The organism is Streptomyces sp. SS8, assembly GCF_054072955.1.
The window spans coordinates 12,783-32,780 of sequence record NZ_JBSVCZ010000006.1; the positions used below are offsets into that span (position 1 = coordinate 12,783).

The 19,998-nt window shown below is 72.5% G+C and carries 14 protein-coding genes; 7 read left to right on the forward strand and 7 right to left on the reverse strand.

Going from position 1 to position 19,998, the window contains the following annotated elements:
* Positions 1 to 10 precede the first annotated feature (10 nt).
* Positions 11 to 2,767 (forward strand): 1,4-alpha-glucan branching enzyme, encoded by a 2,757-nt coding sequence (gene glgB / locus ACW69E_RS07760; protein ID WP_457497445.1) that lies wholly within the window; start codon positions 11 to 13, stop codon positions 2,765 to 2,767.
* Between the two features lie 110 nt (positions 2,768 to 2,877).
* Here the strand turns inward: glgB and ACW69E_RS07765 are convergent, their stop codons facing one another.
* On the reverse strand, positions 2,878 to 4,236 hold the full coding sequence (locus ACW69E_RS07765) for a cation:dicarboxylate symporter family transporter (protein WP_457497621.1): 1,359 nt from the start codon (positions 4,234 to 4,236) through the stop codon (positions 2,878 to 2,880).
* Between the two features lie 283 nt (positions 4,237 to 4,519).
* On the opposite strand from ACW69E_RS07765, the gene ACW69E_RS07770 reads away from it, so the two are divergent.
* Together ACW69E_RS07770 and ACW69E_RS07775 are read left to right on the forward strand one after the other, a co-directional pair.
* Positions 4,520 to 4,699: a hypothetical protein gene (locus tag ACW69E_RS07770; RefSeq protein WP_457497446.1), complete on the forward strand. Its 180-nt coding sequence runs from the start codon at positions 4,520 to 4,522 to the stop codon at positions 4,697 to 4,699.
* Between the two features lie 188 nt (positions 4,700 to 4,887).
* Positions 4,888 to 6,606 (forward strand): hypothetical protein, encoded by a 1,719-nt coding sequence (locus ACW69E_RS07775; protein ID WP_457497447.1) that lies wholly within the window; start codon positions 4,888 to 4,890, stop codon positions 6,604 to 6,606.
* 89 nt (positions 6,607 to 6,695) lie between these two features.
* On the opposite strand, the gene ACW69E_RS07780 is transcribed toward ACW69E_RS07775, so the two are convergent.
* Entirely contained in the window at positions 6,696 to 7,721 is a 1,026-nt protein-coding gene (locus tag ACW69E_RS07780) for an ATP-dependent 6-phosphofructokinase (RefSeq protein ID WP_206349589.1), read from the reverse strand.
* Between the two features lie 399 nt (positions 7,722 to 8,120).
* Here ACW69E_RS07780 and pta point away from each other — a divergent pair, with 399 nt between their 5' ends.
* The 3 genes from pta to pyk are packed head-to-tail and all read left to right on the forward strand — an operon-like array spanning position 8,121 to position 13,054.
* Positions 8,121 to 10,349, forward strand: a complete 2,229-nt coding sequence (gene pta, locus ACW69E_RS07785) for a phosphate acetyltransferase (RefSeq protein ID WP_457497448.1) — start codon at positions 8,121 to 8,123, stop codon at positions 10,347 to 10,349.
* Positions 10,346 to 11,572, forward strand: coding sequence for an acetate kinase (locus ACW69E_RS07790; protein ID WP_457497449.1), 1,227 nt, complete (start codon positions 10,346 to 10,348; stop codon positions 11,570 to 11,572). The genes pta and ACW69E_RS07790 overlap by 4 nt, the downstream gene beginning before the upstream one ends.
* Positions 11,573 to 11,626: 54 nt before the next feature.
* Positions 11,627 to 13,054 carry a pyruvate kinase gene (pyk, locus tag ACW69E_RS07795; RefSeq protein ID WP_457497450.1) on the forward strand — a complete coding sequence of 476 codons (1,428 nt, stop codon included), beginning with the start codon at positions 11,627 to 11,629 and terminating at the stop codon, positions 13,052 to 13,054.
* 51 nt (positions 13,055 to 13,105) lie between these two features.
* Here the strand turns inward: pyk and ACW69E_RS07800 are convergent, their stop codons facing one another.
* From ACW69E_RS07800 to ACW69E_RS07815, 4 genes are all read right to left on the reverse strand, one after another.
* Positions 13,106 to 14,416: a hydrogenase expression protein HypF gene (locus ACW69E_RS07800; protein ID WP_457497451.1), complete on the reverse strand. Its 1,311-nt coding sequence runs from the start codon at positions 14,414 to 14,416 to the stop codon at positions 13,106 to 13,108.
* A gap of 4 nt (positions 14,417 to 14,420) precedes the next feature.
* Entirely contained in the window at positions 14,421 to 14,960 is a 540-nt protein-coding gene (locus ACW69E_RS07805) for a DUF6114 domain-containing protein (RefSeq protein ID WP_457497452.1), read from the reverse strand.
* Between the two features lie 103 nt (positions 14,961 to 15,063).
* Positions 15,064 to 15,681, reverse strand: a complete 618-nt coding sequence (locus tag ACW69E_RS07810; protein WP_457497453.1) for a DUF6230 family protein — start codon at positions 15,679 to 15,681, stop codon at positions 15,064 to 15,066.
* Positions 15,682 to 16,258: 577 nt separating this feature from the next.
* The gene (locus ACW69E_RS07815; RefSeq protein ID WP_457497454.1) at positions 16,259 to 17,233 is read right to left on the reverse strand and encodes a tetratricopeptide repeat protein; all 975 of its coding nucleotides are present in this window, start codon (positions 17,231 to 17,233) and stop codon (positions 16,259 to 16,261) included.
* 172 nt (positions 17,234 to 17,405) lie between these two features.
* Here ACW69E_RS07815 and ACW69E_RS07820 point away from each other — a divergent pair, with 172 nt between their 5' ends.
* Entirely contained in the window at positions 17,406 to 18,065 is a 660-nt protein-coding gene (locus tag ACW69E_RS07820; protein WP_457497455.1) for a TetR/AcrR family transcriptional regulator, read from the forward strand.
* Positions 18,066 to 18,195: 130 nt separating this feature from the next.
* Here the strand turns inward: ACW69E_RS07820 and ACW69E_RS07825 are convergent, their stop codons facing one another.
* Complete coding sequence (locus ACW69E_RS07825; protein WP_457497456.1) at positions 18,196 to 19,896, reverse strand: acyl-CoA mutase large subunit family protein; 1,701 nt, start codon at positions 19,894 to 19,896, stop codon at positions 18,196 to 18,198.
* Positions 19,897 to 19,998: the final 102 nt, after the last annotated feature.

A 19,998-nucleotide genomic window follows, 5' to 3' on the forward strand; every position in this document is an offset into this window, starting at 1 on the left:
GGCCCCTTCCGTGACCCCCCGTCCCGACAGCCGACCGTTCTCCGAGACCTCCCCGCGGCCCGTCCGCACCGGCGGCCGGGACGAGGACGCCGCCCCGGCCGCCCCCCGGGGAGCCGCCGGCCCGAAGGGCCCGGCCGGCGCCGCGGACCCCGCCGGAGGAGAGGCCGCCGCCGGGAAGGCCGCGGCGAAGAAGACCTCCGCCAGGCGGACGGCCGCCAAGAAGACCGCGACCGAGAAGGTCGTGGCGAAGAAGGCGGTGGCCAAGAAGGCCGCCGCGAAGAAGACCGCCGCCAAGAAGGCGGCGTCCGGGAAGAAGGCGGCGTCCGGGAAGAAGGCGGTGCCCGGGAAGGCCGGCGCGAAGAAGGCCCCGGCGGACAGGACCGCGGCCAGGGCCGCCGGCAAGGCCCCCGCGAAGAAGGTCGCGGCCGGGAAGGCGGCGTCCGAGCCCGTGGCCCTGCGCCAGGGGGAGCCGCTGAAGGACCACGCCCCCAACTGGCCCGGCGCCCGCCCGCCCGCACCGCGCCGGAGCGACGACGCCCCGGCCGGGCAGGGCGTCGGGCGCGCCGCCGCGCTCGACCCCGGTGAGCGGCAGCGCCTGCTGCACGGCTCCCACCACGACCCGCACACGGTGCTCGGCGCGCACCGGGTGCCCGGCGGGGTGCTGTTCCGGGCGCTGCGGCCCTACGCCCGCTGTGTCGCCGTCCTGGCCCAGGGCGTGCGGGCCGAGCTGCACGACGACGGGGACGGGCTGTTCTCCGGCGTGCTCCCGCTGGCCGCCGAGCCCTCGATGCCCTCCTACCGGCTGCTGGTGCGCTACGGGGAGGAGCCCGGCCAGGACGAGGTCGAGACCGAGGACCCGTACCGCTTCCTGCCCTCGCTCGGCGAACTGGACCTGCACCTGATCGGCGAGGGCCGCCACGAGGAGCTGTGGCGGGCGCTGGGCGCACGCCCCATGACCGTCGACGGGGTGGCCGGCACCCGTTTCACCGTCTGGGCGCCCAACGCCCTGGGGGTGCGGGTCGCCGGGGACTTCAACTGCTGGGACGGCACCGCCTGCCCCATGCGCTCGCTGGGCGGCAGCGGCGTGTGGGAGCTGTTCCTGCCCGGGGTCGGGGCGGGCGCGCTGTACAAGTTCGACATCACCCGCCCGGACGGTTCCCACACCCTGCGCGCCGACCCGATGGCCCGCCGCACCGAGGTCCCGCCGGCGACCGCCTCGATCGTGGAGGATTCGGCGTACACCTGGCACGACGAGGAGTGGCTGGCCCGCCGCGCCGAACGCGCTCCCCACCAGGCGCCCCTGTCCGTCTACGAGGTGCACCTGCCCTCCTGGCGCCCCGGGCTGACCTACCGCGAGCTGGCCGAGCAGCTCCCGGCGTACGTGAAGGACCTGGGCTTCACCCATGTGGAGCTGATGCCCGTCGCCGAGCACCCCTTCGGCGGCTCCTGGGGCTACCAGGTCACCGGTTTCTACGCCCCCACCGCGCGCATGGGCACCCCCGACGACTTCCGGTATCTGGTGGACCGCCTCCACCAGGAGGGCATCGGGGTTCTGATGGACTGGGTGCCCGCGCACTTCCCCAAGGACGAGTGGGCGCTGGCCCGCTTCGACGGCACTGCCCTGTACGAGCACTCCGACCCGGCCCGCGCCGAGCACCCGGACTGGGGGACTCTGGAGTTCAACTTCGGCCGCACCGAGGTCCGCAACTTCCTGGTCGCCAACGCCGTCTACTGGTGCGAGGAGTTCCACATCGACGGCCTGCGCGTGGACGCCGTCGCCTCGATGCTCTACCTGGACTACTCGCGCGAGTCCGGCCAGTGGACCCCCAACGTGTACGGCGGCCGGGAGAACCTGGACGCGGTGGCCTTCCTGCAGGAGATGAACGCCACCGTCTACCGCCGCTGCCCCGGCGTGATCACCGCCGCCGAGGAGTCCACCGCCTGGGACGGCGTCACCCGCGCCACCCACCACACCGGACCGGGCGGCTTCGGCGGGCTGGGCTTCGGCTTCAAGTGGAACATGGGGTGGATGCACGACTCCCTGGAGTACATGGTCAGGGAGCCGGTCCACCGCAGGTACCACCACAACGAGATGACGTTCTCGATGGTGTACGCCTACTCGGAGAACTACATCCTGCCCATCTCCCACGACGAGGTGGTGCACGGCAAGCGGTCGCTGGTGTCGAAGATGCCGGGCGACTGGTGGCAGCAGCGGGCCGACCACCGGGCGTACCTGGGCTTCATGTGGTCCCACCCGGGCAAGCAACTGCTTTTCATGGGGCAGGAGTTCGCCCAGGGCGCGGAGTGGTCGGAGGCGCACGGGCCGGACTGGTGGCTGCTGGACCCGGCGTACTCGGCCGCCGGCGACCACCAGGGGGTGCGGGATCTGGTCCGCGACCTCAACCGCGTCTACACCGCCACGCCCGCCCTGTGGGAGCTGGACACCGATCCGGCCGGATTCTCCTGGATCGAGGGGGGCGCGGCCGACGACAACGTCCTCGCGTTCCTGCGGTACGCCGCCGACGGCTCGCCGCTGATCGCCGTCTCCAACTTCTCACCCGTCGTGCGGTCCGACTACCCGATCGGTGTCCCCGAGGGGATCGCCGCCTGGCGGGAGGTGCTCAACACGGACGCGGCGCGGTACGGCGGGAGCGGCGTGGGCAACTCCGGGGTGCTGAAGGCGGACGCGGCCCCGGCGCACGGCCGCCCGGCCGGCATCGCCCCGACGCTGCCGCCGCTGGCGACGATCTGGCTCGTCCCCGCCTGAGCCGTACGCCGCCGTAGCGGCGTACGGCTCAGGCGGGGACGCGGCGGCCCTGCCCTGCGGGGGAGACGGGGCGGGGCCGCCGCGGGTGGCCCGGGGCGTTCACGGGGAGGTCACACGCCCGCGGGCCTCTCGGTGGCGGTCCCGGTGAGGGCCGGGTCCCGCGTGGTCCCGTCGCCGGCGCTCCGGCCGGGAGTGCCGGGGCCGGTGTCGTGGGAGTGGGGGTCGTCGAGGAGGGTCCGCTCGTCGAAGGGGAGGCGGCCGGCCAGCACCTCGCCGACCCGCTCCTTGTCGATCTCCCTGGTCCAGGTGCCGACCAGCACCGTGGCGACGGCGTTGCCGGCGAAGTTCGTCAGCGCGCGGGCCTCGCTCATGAACCGGTCGATCCCGACGATCAGGCCGACGCCGTCCACCAGCTCCGGGCGGTGGGACTGCAGGCCGCCGGCGAGGGTGGCCAGGCCCGCGCCGGTGACGCCGGCCGCGCCCTTGGAGGCGATGATCATGAAGACGAGCAGGGAGACCTGCTGCCCCAACGAGAGCGGGTCGCCCATCGCCTCGGCCACGAACAGGGAGGCCATCGTCAGATAGATCGCGGTGCCGTCGAGGTTGAAGGAGTAGCCCGTGGGGACGGTGATGCCCACGACCGGCCGGCTCACCCCCAGGTGCTCCATCTTCGCGATCAGGCGCGGCAGCGCCGACTCCGACGAGGAGGTGGACAGGATCAGCAGGAACTCGCGTCCCAGGTACCTCAGCAGGGTGAGGATGTTCACCCCCGCCACCAGCCTCAGCAGCGCGCCCAGCACGACGAGGACGAACAGCAGGCAGGTGGCGTAGAAACCGATCATGATGACGGCCAGGGACGTCAGCGCGTCCACGCCGGTCTCGCCGACCACCGCGGCGATGGCGCCGAAGGCTCCGACCGGGGCCACCCACATGATCATGGCCAGCACCCGGAAGACCAGCCTCTGGATGTGGCCGATGCCCCGCAGCACCGGCTCACCGGACCGGCCCATCGCCTGGAGCGCGAAGCCCACCAGCAGGGCCACCAGCAGGGTCTGGAGCACCTCGCCCTCGGTGAAGGCGGACACCAGCGTCGTCGGGATGACGCCCAGCAGGAAGTCGACCGTGCCCTCGCCGGCGCCCCCGGCCTGCGCCGCGCCGGCGCTCCTGGCCTCCTCGGTGAGCCGGAGCCCGGATCCGGGGTCCAGTACGTTGCCGACGGCCAGGCCGATGGCCAGGGCGACGGTGGACATCACCAGGAAGTAGCCGAGCGCGAGCCCTCCCACCGCGCCGACCTTGGCGGCCTTCCGCACGGAGCCGATGCCCAGCACGATGGTGCAGAAGATCACCGGCGAGATCATCATCTTGATGAGGTCGACGAATCCGGTGCCCAGCGGCTTGAGCTCCCGGGCCGCCCCCGGGGCGGCGAAACCGAGCGCGATGCCCGCCAGGACGGCGGCGATCACGGCGATGTAGAGGTAGTGGGTGCGGTCCCGTCCCGCGGGCCGCGCGGCCCGCGCGGCCCGCGCGTTCCGCTCGTCCTGCGCGGTCGGTTCGTTCTGCGGTGGCACGTCGGGCTCCTCCGTGTTGCGGCTCCGACTCGCGTGGAGTCCCGGCGACTATGCACCCGGCTGTGGGGCCGATCACGGTTGTGTGCATTACGTGCGCGGAAAACCCGTCCGGGCGGCGGGATCCGGGCCGCTCCGGTCCTCCCGCGGGAACCGCCCGGCCGGGTGAACGGGCGGACCGGGGCCCGTGCGTCCGTTCCGCCCCCGCAGCCTGGCAGGCCGGCTCTTCGCGACGCAGGTCGTGGTGGTGGCCGCCGTGGTGGCCGGGCGGATGTGCGTCAGCCGGATCACCGCCCGCCACCTGGATTACCCGGCCGGCGCCGGGCGGGCGGGACGGCCGGAGCCGCACTACCGCCGGTGCGGCTGACGTCCGGCCACGCCCGGTCCGAAGCGGCCACGCCCGGCTCCGGCTCCGGTTTCGGCTCCGGTTTCGGCTCCGGCTCCAGTCTCGGCTGTTGAGTTCACGGCGAACCCCGGGCAGGCTGGGCGGGTGCAACGGAAAGTAGCCGACCGATGACCGGAGGCGCCCCGGCAGGCGGGCGCCGAGGAGGCCCCATGCGCCGTCTCACGGATTACGTGTTCGCTGTCCGCACGACCGATGCGCCCCCCGCTCCCCCCGGCCTCGAAACGGTGGAGATCGCCTGGGGGCCCGGCACGGACGGCGCCGAGGACCCGGCCGAGGCCGTGCTCGACGCCCTGAGGGGCAGTGAACTGTCCTGGGAGGACACGAGATCGCGGACCGTCTTCCTCGCCCCGCCCGGCTCCTCGGGTCTCGTGCCCTACGCCGCGGTCCACGGGTTCTTCGCCCGCTGGATCGACGTCCACGTCGACGGAGTCCTCCTGGAACTCTCGGAGGTGAACACGCAGGGGGTGGGCCCCGGCGACTCCGGGACACCGGAGAAGGCCCCGGAATGGGCCCAACTCGGCGGACCCCGCTGCGAGGGTGTCCGCTGGGTCCCCTACGCCCCCGGGCCCGACGGGACACTCGCCCCGGCCGCCGCGCGCACCGTCCGCTCCGCCTGGCGGCTGCGCATGGTGCCGCCGGACCGGGGCGCGGACGCCTTCACCATGCTGGCCCAGGCCGGGCGGCTACGGCGCAGGGGCGACAGATGGCGCCTCCCCTTCCTCTCCACCGGCACCGAGCCCGTCCCCACGGGCAAGGACGACCCGTTCCAGGGCATCGACCTGGAGGGCATCAGAATGAGGGCGAACGCGCACCGCACCGAGAGCAGGCGGTCCGACAGGCCGGTGCCCGACCTCGCCCGGCTCGACCAGGTCAGCCGGCTCGACCAGCGGATCGCGGAGGCGAACACCGTGCCCGTCCGGTCGCTTCTGCCCGGTCTGGGCTCCCGTTCCGACGGCGGCGAAAGGTGGTCCTGTCCCAGGGACACCGGGGACCACCCGGAGGACCTGCCGCTGAGGCTGCACGGGGGCAACCTCGTACGGTGCCCGCGCTGCGACCCGAAGGAGAAGGTCGGACCGGTGCGGCTCACGGCCGAGGCGTTCGGTGTGACGCCGGACCAGGCGGCGGCGTACATCCTGGACGGCGCCGCGGCCGACCCCCTCGTACCCGGTGCGGCCGTCGTCGCCCACGTCGTCGGTGACGGACCAGCGGGCTTCGAGTGCCGGATCCGCCAGCCGGGCACCGGCCGGGAGCACCGGGCGACACTGAGTGCCGTGGACTTACGCGAGATCCGGGACTTCCGGAAACGCCCCCTGCGTGCCGGCGACAGCGTCACCGCGCTGGTCCGGTCCCCTGGTCCGGACGGCGCGGCACGGCTGTCGCCGACGGCCCCGGAGCTGGTGGAGCGAATACTGGCGGGCTACGTACCGGAGCTGGCGGCGGGGCGGGTCCGGGTCATGAGGACCGTCCGGTGCGCCGGGGCCCGGACCAAGGTCGTCGTGGCCGGCACCACCAGGGCCGACGCCAGGGGGGCGTTCATCGGCAAGGACAGGAAACGGATCCTCCGCGTGAGGGAGATGCTCAACCGCGGCCTGACGGAGGAGAAGATCGACATCATCGAGTACGCGGCCGACCCCGCGGCCTGCCTGGCCTTCGCGATGGCTCCGGCGAAGGTCGGCGTCCGCGACGTCTTCGTCGAGCGCGGCTGCGCCGTCGTCGTGGTTTCGCTCCATCAGATGGACAACGCCATCGGCGAGGGCGGCCTGAACGTCCAGCTCGCCGGCCGCCTGGCGGGGCTGTACACCAAAGTCGTCCGGAAGGGGGACGATCCACGCCCGGTCCTCGACCGGCTCATCGCCAAAAGGCACTGAGAAAGGCTGGCGGGAGGGGCCGGTGCGAGAGCCGGCGGCGGTGCGGTCGTCCCGGCGGCGCGGGCACCGGGACGACCGCACCGGACAGGTCAGAAGACGGCCTCGGTCTCGTCCATCCGGTCCTGCGGCACCGTCTTCAGCTCGGTGACCGCGTCCGCCAGCGGCGCCATGACGATCTCGGTGCCGCGCAGGGCCGTCATCATGCCGAAGTCGCCGCGGTGCGCGGCCTCCACGGCGTGCCAGCCGAAGCGGGTGGCCAGCACGCGGTCGTACGCGGTGGGGGTGCCGCCGCGCTGCACGTGGCCGAGGATGACCGGGCGGGCCTCCTTGCCCAGGCGGTGCTCCAGCTCGATGGCCAGCCGGTTGCCGATGCCGGTGAAGCGCTCGTGCCCGTACTGGTCGATCTGCCCCTTCTCGTAGGGCATCGAGCCCTCGGCCGGACGAGCGCCCTCGGCGACGCAGACGACCGCGAACTTCTTGCCGCGCGCGAAGCGCTCCTCGATCATCTTGCACAGACCGTCGATCTGGAAGGGCCGCTCGGGCACGCAGATGCCGTGGGCGCCGCCGGCCATGCCGGCCTCCAGCGCGATCCAGCCCGCGTGGCGTCCCATGACCTCGACGACCATCACCCGCTGGTGGGACTCGGCCGTCGTCTTCAGCCGGTCGATGGCCTCGGTGGCCACGGTGACGGCCGTGTCGAAGCCGAAGGTGCGGTCGGTGGCGGAGATGTCGTTGTCGATCGTCTTGGGCACGCCCACCACCGGCAGCCCGGCGTCGGCGAGCATCCGGGCGGCGGTGAGGGTGCCCTCGCCGCCGATCGGGATGAGCGCGTCGAGGCCGAGCCGCTCCAGCAGTTCCTCGGAGTTCCGGCATGCCTCCCTCAGCCGGTCGCGCTCCAGCCTGGCCGAGCCCAGGATGGTGCCGCCCCTGGCGAGGATGCCGGAGACGGAGTCGATGTCGAGTTCGCGGTAGCGGCCGTCGAGCAGCCCCTTGAAGCCGTCTTCGAAGCCGATGACTTCGTCGTTCCGGTCGACCACGGCGCGGTGCACGACCGAACGGATCACGGCGTTCAGACCGGGGCAGTCGCCGCCTGCGGTGAGGACTCCGATGCGCATGGGATCGCTTCTCCTGCTCGCTGCTGGTTCGGGGGTGCGCCGCCGCGATTGTTTCACGCTCTGAACGCATTCCCGCCTTCCGTCTCACATACCGTTCGAGACACGACCGGCGAGCGGCGCCGAGGGGCACGGCGGTAGGGTCGGGACCAGTCAGAGGAACAAGCGTCCGGACGGGCTCCTTCGGGGCTGTTCCGGCCGGCCCGGCCATCAGGCCGGACCGGCCGGTCTCCGCAGGTCTCCGCAGGTTTCCGCGGCCTTCGGCGGGACTCCCGCCGGGTCCCCGCGGCCTCTGCGGCCCCTGCGGTCTCTTCGGCGCTTTTCCGCCGCGGCGTGCCCGGGTACCCGACGGGAAGGACAGGGCCCGGAGGGTCCAGGGCACGACGAGCAGGGAGAGCACACGTGACGCGCAGCGTGTACGTGACCGGCATCGGCCGCGGGGACGGCCGCCAGGTCGTGGAGCTGGGAGTCATGGAACTCCTGTCCCGGCGGACCGGCCGGGTCGGCGTCTTCCGCCCGCTCGCCCACGACGGCCCCGACCCCATCTACGACCTGCTGCGCAGCCGCTACCGGCTCTCTCAGCCCGCCGGGACCGTGGTCGGGCTCGGTTACGACGAGGCGGTGGCCGTCCTGGCCGACCGGGGCACCGACGAACTGGTGTCCCGGCTGGTCGACCGCTTCCACACCGTCGCCCGCGACTACGAGGCCGTCCTCGTCCTGGGCACCGACTTCGCCGACACCGGCCTGCCCGCGGAGCTGGCGCTCAACGCCCGGCTGGCCAACGAGTTCGGCGCCCCGGTGCTGCCGGTGGTGGCCGGCACCGGTCAGGACACCGACTCGCTGACCGCCGAGATCCGCAACGCCTACCACGCGTACGCCTCGCTGGGCTGTGAGGTCCTCGCGATGATCGCCAACCGGGTGGCGGACGGCGCGGCGGCCGGCGCCGTCGGACTGGACGGGCATCTTCCGGTGCCGGTGTACGCCCTGCCCGAGGACCCCGCGCTGGCCGCGCCGACCGTCACCCAGGTCGCCCAGTCGCTGGGGGCGAAGGTCCTCCAGGGGGATCCGGCCGGGCTCGCCCGCGATGTGCGCGGCTTCGTCTTCGGCGGCGCCACGCTGCCGACCTTCCTGCCCGCCCTCACCGAGGGATGCCTGGTCCTCACCCCCGGCGACCGAGCGGACCTGGTCGTCGGCGCGCTGGCCGCCCACTCCGCGGGCTCCCCCGCCATCGCCGGGGTGCTGCTGACCGTCGGGGAGCACCCCGGCGAGGAGACGATGGCACTGGCCGCCCGGCTCTCCCCGGGCACTCCGGTGCTGTCGGTGCCCGGCGGGTCGTTCTCCACCGCCGGGGAGCTGATGTCCCTGGAGGGCAGGCTGACCACGGCCAATCCGCGCAAGGCCGAGATCGCCCTCGGCCTCTTCGAGGGCCATGTGGACACCGCCCGGCTCACCGAGCGGCTCTCGGTGAGCCGCGGCGACCGGGTCACCCCGATGATGTTCGAGCACGAGCTGATCGAGCGGGCGCGGTCCGACCGCCGCCACGTCGTCCTGCCGGAGGGCACCGAGGAACGGGTGCTGCGGGCGGCCGAGGTGCTGCTGCGCCGGGGGGTGTGCGATCTGACGCTGCTGGGCGACGAGACCGAGATCCGCAAGCGCGCCGCCGAGCTGGGCATCGACCTGGGCCTGCTGGGGCCCGAGGAGCTGCCCGAGGGGACGGGCGCCTCCGCCCGCGCCGTGGACCCGTACACCTCGCCGCTGCGCGAGCGCTTCGCCGAGCTGTACGCGAAGCTGCGCGCCCACCGGGGCGTCACCCACGAGCTGGCCTACGACCAGGTGGCCGACGTCTCCTACTTCGGCACCCTGATGGTCCAGGAGGGGCTGGCCGACGGCATGGTCTCGGGCGCGGCCCACTCGACGGCGGCGACGCTGCGGCCGGCCTTCGAGATCATCCGCACCAAGCCGGACGCCCGGATCGTCTCCTCGGTGTTCTTCATGTGCCTGGCCGAGAAGGTGCTGGTGTACGGCGACTGCGCGGTCAACCCCGACCCGGACGCCGAGCAGCTCGCCGACATCGCCGTCCAGTCCGCCGCCACCGCCGCCCGGTTCGGCGTGGACCCGCGGATCGCGATGCTGTCGTACTCCACCGGCACCTCCGGCTCCGGCGCGGACGTGGACAAGGTGCGGCGGGCGACGGAACTGGTGCGCGAGCGCCGCCCGGACCTGCTGGTGGAGGGTCCGATCCAGTACGACGCGGCGGTGGAGCCGTCGGTGGCGGCGACCAAGCTGCCGGAGTCGAAGGTCGCGGGACGGGCCACCGTGCTGGTCTTCCCGGACCTGAACACGGGCAACAACACCTACAAGGCCGTCCAGCGCTCGGCCGGCGCGGTGGCCGTCGGCCCGGTCCTGCAGGGTCTGCGCAAGCCGGTCAACGACCTCTCGCGCGGCGCGCTGGTGCAGGACATCGTCACCACCGTGGCGATCACCGCGATCCAGGCACAGCACAGCCGGCGGGCCGCGGGCGCTGCGGCCGGCCCGGCGGGGCCCGCGGGGCCGGCCGGATCGACCGAATCCGCCGGGTCCGCGCAATCCGCCGGACCGACCGGCCCCGAGGGGAAGGCTGCGAGCGAGTGAGAGGCACCCGCGTCCTCGTCCTGAACACCGGTTCCTCGTCGGTGAAGTACCAGCTCCTGGACATGGCCGACGGCTCCCGCCCGGCCGCCGGCCTGGTCGAGCGGATCGGCGAGCGCACCTCGTACCTGCGCCACGACCCGGCCGGCGGGCCGCGCCGCGAGCGCGAGGAGCCGGTCCCCGACCACCAGGCGGCGCTGGAGGCGGTGGCCGGTGAACTGGCCCGCGACGGGCTGGGACTGGACTCCCCCGAACTGGCCGCCATCGGCCACCGGGTGGTGCACGGCGGGCGACGCTTCACCGAGCCGACCGTGATCGACGACGCGGTGCTGGCCGAGATCGAGCGCCTGGTGCCCGTCGCGCCGCTGCACAACCCGGCCAATCTGGCGGGCATCCGCACGGCCGTCGAGCTGGCGCCGCACCTGCCGCAGGTGGCGGTCTTCGACACCGCCTTCCACACGACGATGCCGGAGTACGCCGCCCGGTACGCCATCGACACCGCCGTCGCCGACGCCCACCGGGTGCGCCGCTACGGCTTCCACGGCACCTCGCACGCGTACGTCTCGCGCAGGGCGGCCGAGCTGCTGGACCGGGATCCGTCCGAGGTGAACGTCATCGTGCTGCACCTGGGCAACGGCTCATCGGCCTCGGCGGTGCGCGGCGGGCGGTGCGTGGACACCTCCATGGGGCTCACCCCGCTGGAGGGCCTGGTGATGGGCACCCGTTCGGGTGACATCGACCCGGCGGTGGTCTTCCACCTGGCGCGGGTGGCCGGGATGTCGGTGGACGAGATCGACGTCCTGCTGAACAAGCGCAGCGGTCTGCTGGGCCTGTGCGGGGACAACGACATGCGGGAGGTCCTGCGCCGGATGGCGGGCGAGGGGCCGGACGCGGAGTCGGCGGGGCTGGCCTTCGAGATCTACGTCCACCGGCTGAAGAAGTACATCGGCGCCTACTGCGCGGTGCTGGGCCGGGTGGACGTGGTGGCCTTCACCGCCGGGGTCGGTGAGAACGCCGCACCGGTGCGGCGGGCCGCCGTCGACGGGCTGGAGGGTCTGGGCCTGGCCGTGGACGCGGAGCTGAACGCCGCGCGCGGCGGCGGGCCCCGGCTGATATCCCCGCCCGACGCGCGGGTGGCGGTGGCCGTGGTGCCCACCGACGAGGAGCTGGAGATCGCCGGCCAGACGTATGCGCTGGTGGGCGACGGCACCACGGGACGGAAGTGAGCCAGCTCACCCCCTGGAACGTTCCGCCACTGAACAAAAGATAGGATCGCCCCCATGCGCCGTTCCAAAATCGTCTGCACCCTGGGCCCCGCCGTGGACTCCTACGATCAGCTCAAGACGCTGATCGAGGCCGGCATGAACGTGGCCCGCTTCAACATGAGCCATGGCAGCCACGCCGAGCACGAGGAGCGCTACCACCGTCTGCGCAAGGCCTCCCAGGAGACCGGGCGCGCCATCGGCGTGCTCGCCGACCTCCAGGGGCCCAAGATCCGCCTGGAGACCTTCGCCGACGGTCCCGTCGAGCTGGTGCGCGGCGACGAGTTCACCATCACCACCGAGGACGTCCCCGGCGACCGCACCATCTGCGGCACCACCTACAAGGGCCTGCCCGGCGACGTCTCCAAGGGCGAGACGGTCCTGATCAACGACGGCAACGTCGCCCTCCAGGTGATCGACGTGGACGGTCCCCGGGTGCGCTGCATCGTCATCGAGGGCGGTGTGATCTCCGACCACAAGGGCATCAACCTGCCCGGTGTGGCGGTCAACGTCCCGGCCCTGTCGGACAAGGACGTCGAGGACCTGAGGTTCGCGCTGGAGATGGGCTGCGACATGGTGGCGCTCTCCTTCGTGCGCGACGCCGCCGACGTCCGCGACGTCCACCGGGTGATGGACGAGGTCGGCCGCCGGGTCCCGGTGATCGCCAAGGTGGAGAAGCCGCAGGCGGTGGAGAACATGGAGGACGTGGTCCTCGCGTTCGACGGCGTGATGGTGGCCCGCGGCGACCTGGCGGTGGAGTACCCGCTGGAGAAGGTCCCGATGGTGCAGAAGCGGCTGATCGAGATGTGCCGCCGCAACGCCAAGCCGGTGATCGTGGCGACCCAGATGATGGAGTCGATGATCACCAATTCCCGGCCCACCCGCGCCGAGGCCTCCGACGTGGCCAACGCGATCCTGGACGGCACGGACGCGGTGATGCTCTCGGCGGAGTCCTCGGTGGGCCAGTACCCGATCGAGACGGTCAAGACGATGTCGAAGATCGTCCAGGCCGCCGAGGAGGAGCTGCTCTCGCGCGGCCTCCAGCCGCTGGTGTCCGGCAAGAAGCCGCGCACCCAGGGCGGTTCGGTGGCCCGCGCGGCCTGCGAGATGGCGGACTTCCTCAACGGCAAGGCGCTGGTCGCCTTCACCAAGTCCGGCGACACCGCCCGGCGGCTCTCCCGCTACCGGGCCGCCCAGCCGATCCTGGCCTTCACCACCGAGCCCTCCACCGCCTGCCAGCTCACGCTCAGCTGGGGCGTGGAGTCCTTCGTGGTGCCGCACGTGGACCACACCGACGACATGGTGGACCTGGTCGACGCCGAGCTGCTCAAGCTCCAGCGGTACAACATCGGCGACACCATGATCATGACGGCCGGCTCGCCTCCCGGTATCCCCGGTACCACCAACATGGTGCTGGTGCACCACCTGGGCAGCGACAAGCGCTGACCGGCCGGCCACCCGGCCCCTCGCCCGCGGCGCGGCGAACGGCGGCGGGTGTCAGTTCTCGTTGTAGAGCTTCATGCCCGGGATGTGCAGGTCTCCGCCGAACTGGCCGGCCTGCCTGACCGACACGTCCGTGAAGAACACCTCGGGGATGTTCAGCGGCGGCGGCGACTCGGGGCTGAAGGTGATCGGGATGAGCCCGAAGAGCTTGCCCTTCAGCTCCTCGGTGTACATCGTCACCGTGCCGTTGCGGATGGTGGAGGTGCTGCCCTTGGCGGCCCTGACGTGCGCGGTGCTGCCGCCGGGGCCCTCCACCAGCTGGTGCAGGTCCCGGATGTCCACCGAGCGGGCGGTGAACTTCAGGACGTTCTTGACCGTGCCGTTGTGGGTGCGGACCTTGACGATGCCGTGGTAGTCCAGGCCGTGGAGGGTGAGCAGGCTGGTCTCCAGCAGCCACGGGGCGTTGGGCAGCACCGCCTCGGTCTGCTCCTCCTCGGCTTCGGCCAGCGCCTCGGCGTCGTAGGTCGGGCAGGGGAAGGGTTCCTTGCCGGACGCGTCCGTCCCGGGGGCGGTCGCGTCGTCCGCCGCCTCCCCGGCCTTCTCGCGCGCCTTGCCGGTGGTGTCCTCCACCGCGTCGCCGACGCGGTCGGTGGTGTCCTTCAGCCCCTTCCCGACACTGCCGGCGGCACTCTCGACGGCGTCCTTCACCGGGGTGTCGGAGCCTCCGTCCCCGGACTCCCCGGACTCCCCGGACTGCGACGGGCTCGGCGAGGCGGAGGGCTCGGCCGCGGCCTCGGCCCGCGCGCTTTCGTCCTTCTCCTCGTCCGGGGTGAACAGGTCCTTGATGGCGTCGCCGATGCCCAGCGGGTCCAGCGGGTTGCGCTCCTCGGACTCCGAGGGGGTCGGCTCGGGCTCCGGCGTACCGGCGTCCTCCTCCTCGCCGCCTCCGGCGCCGCCGTCGGCCGGCGGCTCGGCGGGCGCCGTGGCGCCGGGCTCCGGCGCGGGGGTGGCGCCCGGCTTCGCGTCCTTGCCGGACTCGTTCCGGCCGCTTCCGCCGTCCTTACCGCCCTGGCCGGACTCGTCCTTCTCCGCCTTCTGCCCGCTGTCCTCCTCCGCCTCCTTGTCGGGCGCGGTCACGCACGGCCCGTCCCTGAAGGGGTTCTCGGGCAGCGGCTCGGCGAGGGCGAGCCTGGGGGTGAGCCCCATGCCCATGAGCACGGCCGACGGCATGGCGGCCAGGGCTATCGCCTTGCCGGCGGGAACGTGCAGCCGGGTCAGCAGCGGCTTCCTGGGGGCGGCGTGGCGCGGCCCGGTTCTCGTCCGCCGGGCCGGCGCGGCCGCAGCCTCCCGGTCCTCACGGTTCAACTCCTCAGGCGTCACGGTGCGCCCCGTTCTGTCCGTCGTCCGCCCCGGCGGGGGCCGGCTCGACGATGTTCAGGCCCACCTCCTGCGGAGCCTCTTCGGGTGCGGGACCACCGGGGACCTCCCCGGTCTCCGCGGGCTCGGCCGGCCGCTCCTTGCTCTGCACCCAGGAGACGGCCATCGCGCCGCCGACCATCGCCAGCAGGAAGCCCACGAAGAGGCCCCCGAGGTTGGAGACCACCAGCGAGACCAGGGCCAGCAGGATGGCGGCGACTCCGCTGAACACCCGGGAGTGCGGCTGGAACCACAGGGTCAGGCCCAGCACGAACAGCAGCACGCCGATGATCAGCGATCCGGAGCCCGTGGTGGTCGCCAGCCGGAAGGACAACTGGCTCAGGCTGGGGTCGGCGTACGGGATCCAGATGATCGGCACACCGCCCAGCAGCGTCAGCAGTCCCGCCCAGAAGGGGCGCTGCCAGCGCCACAGGCGGAACGACTGCCGCCAGTGGCTGATGCGTTCACGCGCTCCCGGCGACTCGGCACTCATCAGAAAACAGCTCCCTAGGGCCGAACTGTCCATAAAGATCGATGGCACTGCGGGGAGGCGGGGGCCGGCTCGGCGGTCCCCCGCCCCCTCTCCGCTCAGTGCGTCAGAAGCACTCGTTCTTGCCCTTGGCGACGTTCAGCGAAAGGCCGGAGAGCTTGAAGGTGCCGGCGCTGGTGGCCCAGGACGTCTGCTTGACGCCGGTGAGCACCGCCTCGTCGGCCTCCTGGGCGAAGGAGCCCGGAAGCACGGAGTCGCCGTCCTTCAGGCCCGGGCCCTTGCTCGTGTCGTTCGCCGAGACACCGATGTTGATGTTCTTGAACGTGGCGTCGGCGTCGAGCTGGTCGAGGTCGATGTAGAGGTTCTTCGCCTCGACGACCTTGCCGTTGTTGCCCGCGTTCAGCTTCACCGAGACATCGCCGAAGACCGGAACGGGGATCACGACGGACTGGCACAGGCCCCTGAGCTCGGCGCTCTTGAAGGCCGACACGGCGACGGGGACCTTCTTGCCCCCGTGCACGGTGTCGATCGTGCCGTACTGCACGAACCCCTTGCCGTCCAGCCGGTCAACCGAGACCTTCGCCTGCTGACCGGAGACGCTGAACGACGCGGCGAGTGCACCCTGTGCCAGGGCGACCCCGACCGCCGCCGTGGCGGCGACGCTGGGGACCATGACGACGGCGAACCGCTTCCATCTGGTCCCGCCACGAGCCACAGACTCCATGACTTTCCTCCTTCTCGGACGTACATCTCCGGTCCGGGCCCGGCCCGGACGGGATGGGAGAAGTGCTACGTCCTCGGGAAGGAGAGCGCCGTTCCCCGGATTCACCTGCTTCCGGAGCGCCGGCGATCACCCCCGAGCGACAACCACTGGCCACGCTCTCGCGCAACCTGCCGGACAGGCCCCGCCGTTGGGCAGAGACCCCCCTGTCCGCGACCGGCGTCACCGACGCCGGCCCACCCGGTGGGGACCCATGGCCCGGCTCTGCCCGGGCGTGGTGTGCCGGGCTGCGGACGATGGACCGAGCGTGGCCGATCGTGGTGCATGAGAGGCCGGGGCACAAGGGGCTCGTTACTTGCGAGTAACGGGAAGATGACGGGGCCTGCGCCGAAAGTGATCAATCAGGCACCCAGGGTTGCCGGGAGAAACGATGGGCGAGCGGATCAAACGGACTTTGCGGGACCGAACACCCCAGGCGGCTTACTACGAGTAACAGCGGCCGCGATTACCAAGTTTCGGTAAAGTCGCGGCCGCTGTTGATCGTTATGTCAATAAGTCCCGGACCACCGGAACCGGCAGGTCAGAAAAGCACTCGGGCAAGGGCACCGCGTGCCGCGACCACCCTCGGATCCTCGTTCCCGACCACCTCGAAGAGTTCCAGCAGACGCACCCGGGCGGTCTCCCGGTCGTCCCCCGCCGTACGGCGGACCGCCTCCACCAGCCGCCCGAAGGCGTCCTCCACGTGCCCGCCGGCCAGGTCGAGGTCGGCCGCCCTCAGCTGTGCCCGGACATCGGCGGGCGCCTCGGCCGCCTCCTTGCGCACCTGGGCCGCGTCCAGCCCCTGGACACGCTGCAGAAGCTCGGCCTGTGCCAGGCCCAGCTTGGCCTCGGTGCTGGCCGGGTCGTCGGCGAGTACGTTCCGGTACGCCTGGATCGCGCCGCCCAGGTCCCCCGCGTCCAGCGCGGAGTGGGCGGCCGCCAGCGCCGGGTCCTCCGGCGCGACGGGCGCGGCCGGGGCCTGCTCGCCGCCCTCCACGGAGATGCCGGTGATGCCGAAGCGCTGCTCGGCGACCTGGACGAGCTGGTCCAGCACCTCGCGCACCTGCTGCTCGGGCGCCGCGCCCTGGAACAGCGGCAGGGCCTGGCCGGCCACCACCGCGAAGACGGCCGGGATGCCCTGCACCCCGAACTGCTGGAAGAGCGCCTGGTTGCGGTCGACGTCGATCCTGGCGAGGAGGAAGCGCCCGGCGTACTCGTGCGCCAGCCGCTCCAGCAGCGGGCCGAGCTGCTTGCACGGACCGCACCACTCGGCCCAGAAGTCGATGACCACCGGGACTTCGGCGGAGCGCTGGAGCACCTCCTGCTCGAAGTCCGCCTCCTCGACGTCGATCACCAGGGACACCGGGACCGCTCCGGCCGCGTCGGCACCACCGGCCCCGCCCTGCTGCCGTGCGGCCCGGGCACGGGCCTCCTCGGCCTTCTGCTTGGCCTCCCCGGCCGCCTTCACCGCGGCGAGGTCGACCACTCCGCTCATGGACATGTTGCGTGGCTGCATGTGACCAGTCTCCCCCGTTTCCGGACCGTTCCGTGCAGCGTGTCGCACATCGGCGCCGGGTCCCCGTCCGGCGCCAGTGGTTGTCGCGTGATCGCCGCCCGTTCCGGGCCCTCGGAGCGGGCGTTTCGATACGCCTCGTAGCGTAACTCACGACCCCGGTTACAGTCACCCCATGGCCGATTCCGCTCGACGCACGGGCAGGCCGCGCAGCGCCGCGGCCGACCGCGCGATCCTCGACGCGACGCGCTCGGCGCTGGTCGAGCTGGGCTGGGGCGGGCTGACCATGGGGGACGTGGCCATGCGCGCGGGGGTGGCCAAAACCACCCTCTACCGCCGCTGGGCGAACAAGAGCGAGATGGTCGTGGACGCCGTCGCCGTCCTCTTCGACGAGTTGGAGCTGCCCGACCTCGGCAGCCTGCGGGCGGACGTCGAGAGCGTGGTGCTCGCCTTCGCCGCGCTGCTGGAGCGGCCGGAGACGAAGACGGCCCTGATGGCCGTCGTCGCCGAGGCCACCCGCGACGACGCGCTGCGCACCCGCATCCGCACCGCCATCGTGGAGCGCCAGAAGCACCTGGTGGTCGAGGGCCGCCGCCGCGCCCAGGCCCGCGGCGAGCTCCCGCCCGACGCGCCCGGCCCGGAGGGCGCCGCCGCGGCGGACCGCGCCGTCGACCTGATCTTCGACGTGATCGCGGGCGCGGTCGTCCACCGCTCGCTGGTCAGCGCGGAGAGCATCACCCCGATGTGGGCCCGCGCCCTGACCGCCCTGCTGCTGCACGGTCTGTCGCCCGGCTCCCGGCCCGCCCCGGACGGACCCGGCTCCGTGGGCGCCTGACGGCCTCCGGTGCCGTCCGGAGGCGCGGTGGCAGGCCGGACGCCCGGCTCCCGTACCGGAGGGACGGGAGCCGGGCGGGGCCCGGAACACGGCGCTGCGCACGGTGGTCGACCGCGTGCCGGGTGCCGCCTCAGAAACCGGCGGGCTCGGTGTAGACGCCCCACTCCTCGCGCAGCACCCCGCAGATCTCGCCCAGCGTCGCCTCGGCACGCACCGCCTCCAGCATGGGCTCGATCATGTTGGAGCCGTCCCGGGCTGCGGCCAGCATCCCGTCCAGAGCGGCGCGCACGCGCGCGTCGTCGCGTGCGGCCTTGCGGTCGGCCAGCACCCGCACCTGCTCGCGCTCCACCTCGTGGCTGACCCGCAGGATCTCCAGGTCTCCGGTGACCGAGCCGGTGTGGCAGTTGACGCCGACGACCTTCTTCTCGCCCTTCTCCAGCGACTGCTGGTAGCGGAAGGCGGCCTCGGCGATCTCCCCGGTGAACCAGCCGTCCTCGATGCCGCGCAGGATGCCGGAGGTGATCGGGCCGATGGGGTGGTTGCCGTCCGGCACCGCGCGGCGGCCGCGCTCCCTGATCTGCTCGAAGATCTTCTCGGCGTCGGCCTCGATCCGGTCGGTCAGCGCCTCGATGTACCAGGAGCCGCCCAGCGGGTCGGCCACGTTGGCCACGCCCGTCTCCTCCATCAGCACCTGCTGGGTGCGCAGCGCGATCTCCGCAGCCTGCTCGCTGGGCAGGGCGAGGGTCTCGTCCAGGGCGTTGGTGTGCAGGGAGTTGGTGCCGCCCAGCACCGCGGCCAGCGCCTCCACGGCGGTGCGCACCACGTTGTTGTACGGCTGCTGGGCGGTGAGCGAGACGCCCGCGGTCTGGGTGTGGAAGCGCAGCCACTGCGCCTTCTCGCTCTTCGCGCCGTACACGTCCCGCATCCAGCGCGCCCAGATCCGCCGGGCGGCGCGGAACTTGGCGATCTCCTCGAAGAAGTCCAGGTGCGCGTCGAAGAAGAACGACAGGCCGGGCGCGAAGGCGTCCACGTCCAGGCCGCGCGAGAGGCCCAGCTCCACGTAGCCGAAGCCGTCGGCGAGGGTGTACGCCAGCTCCTGCGCGGCCGTCGAGCCGGCCTCGCGGATGTGGTAGCCGGAGACCGACAGCGGCTTGTACGCCGGGATGCCCCGGGCGCAGTGCTCCATCAGGTCGCCGATCAGGCGAAGGTGCGGCTCCGGCTCGAAGAGCCACTCCTTCTGCGCGATGTACTCCTTGAAGATGTCCGTCTGGAGCGTGCCGTTGAGGACGGCGGGGTCCACGCCCTGCCGTTCGGCGGCCACCAGATACATGCAGAACACCGGCACGGCCGGGCCGCTGATCGTCATCGAGGTGGTGACGTCGCCCAGCGGGATGTCCCGGAAGAGGACCTCCATGTCGGCGGCGGAGTCGATGGCGACACCGCAGTGGCCGACCTCGCCCAGCGAGCGCGGGTCGTCGGAGTCGCGGCCCATCAGGGTGGGCATGTCGAAGGCGACCGACAGCCCTCCGCCGCCGGCCGCGAGGATCATCTTGTAGCGCTCGTTGGTCTGCTCGGCGTTGCCGAAGCCCGCGAACTGGCGGATGGTCCAGGTCCGGCCGCGGTAGCCGGTGGGATACAGACCGCGGGTGAAGGGGAACTCCCCGGGCCAGCCGATCCTCTCGAACCCCTCGACGGTGTCGCCGGGCGCGGGGCCGTAGACCGGCTCGACGGGGTCGCCGGAGAGCGTGGTGAAGTCGGCGTCCCGCTTGCGTGCGGCGTCGTACCGGGCCTGCCAGCGGCGGCGGCCCTCTGCGATGGCGTCAGCGTCCATACGCACAAATTTACTAGGACGTCCAAGTAATTGTCGATGGAGGACCGCCCGGTGCGGTGTGGCGCACACGGACGGTCCAGCGGGCCTCGACCGCGGGCCCGG

Excerpts from the sequence above, each read along its gene's own strand:
- ACW69E_RS07815 (WP_457497454.1), bottom strand. The coding sequence starts at position 17,233 with ATGCAGCCACGCAACATGTCCATGAGCGGAGTGGTCGACCTCGCCGCG.
- ACW69E_RS07820 (WP_457497455.1), top strand. The coding sequence starts at position 17,406 with ATGGCCGATTCCGCTCGACGCACGGGCAGGCCGCGCAGCGCCGCGGCC.
- ACW69E_RS07805 (WP_457497452.1), bottom strand. The coding sequence starts at position 14,960 with ATGAGTGCCGAGTCGCCGGGAGCGCGTGAACGCATCAGCCACTGGCGG.
- ACW69E_RS07810 (WP_457497453.1), bottom strand. The coding sequence starts at position 15,681 with ATGGAGTCTGTGGCTCGTGGCGGGACCAGATGGAAGCGGTTCGCCGTC.
- ACW69E_RS07825 (WP_457497456.1), bottom strand. The coding sequence starts at position 19,896 with ATGGACGCTGACGCCATCGCAGAGGGCCGCCGCCGCTGGCAGGCCCGG.
- pyk (WP_457497450.1), top strand. The coding sequence starts at position 11,627 with ATGCGCCGTTCCAAAATCGTCTGCACCCTGGGCCCCGCCGTGGACTCC.
- ACW69E_RS07775 (WP_457497447.1), top strand. The coding sequence starts at position 4,888 with ATGCGCCGTCTCACGGATTACGTGTTCGCTGTCCGCACGACCGATGCG.
- ACW69E_RS07780 (WP_206349589.1), bottom strand. The coding sequence starts at position 7,721 with ATGCGCATCGGAGTCCTCACCGCAGGCGGCGACTGCCCCGGTCTGAAC.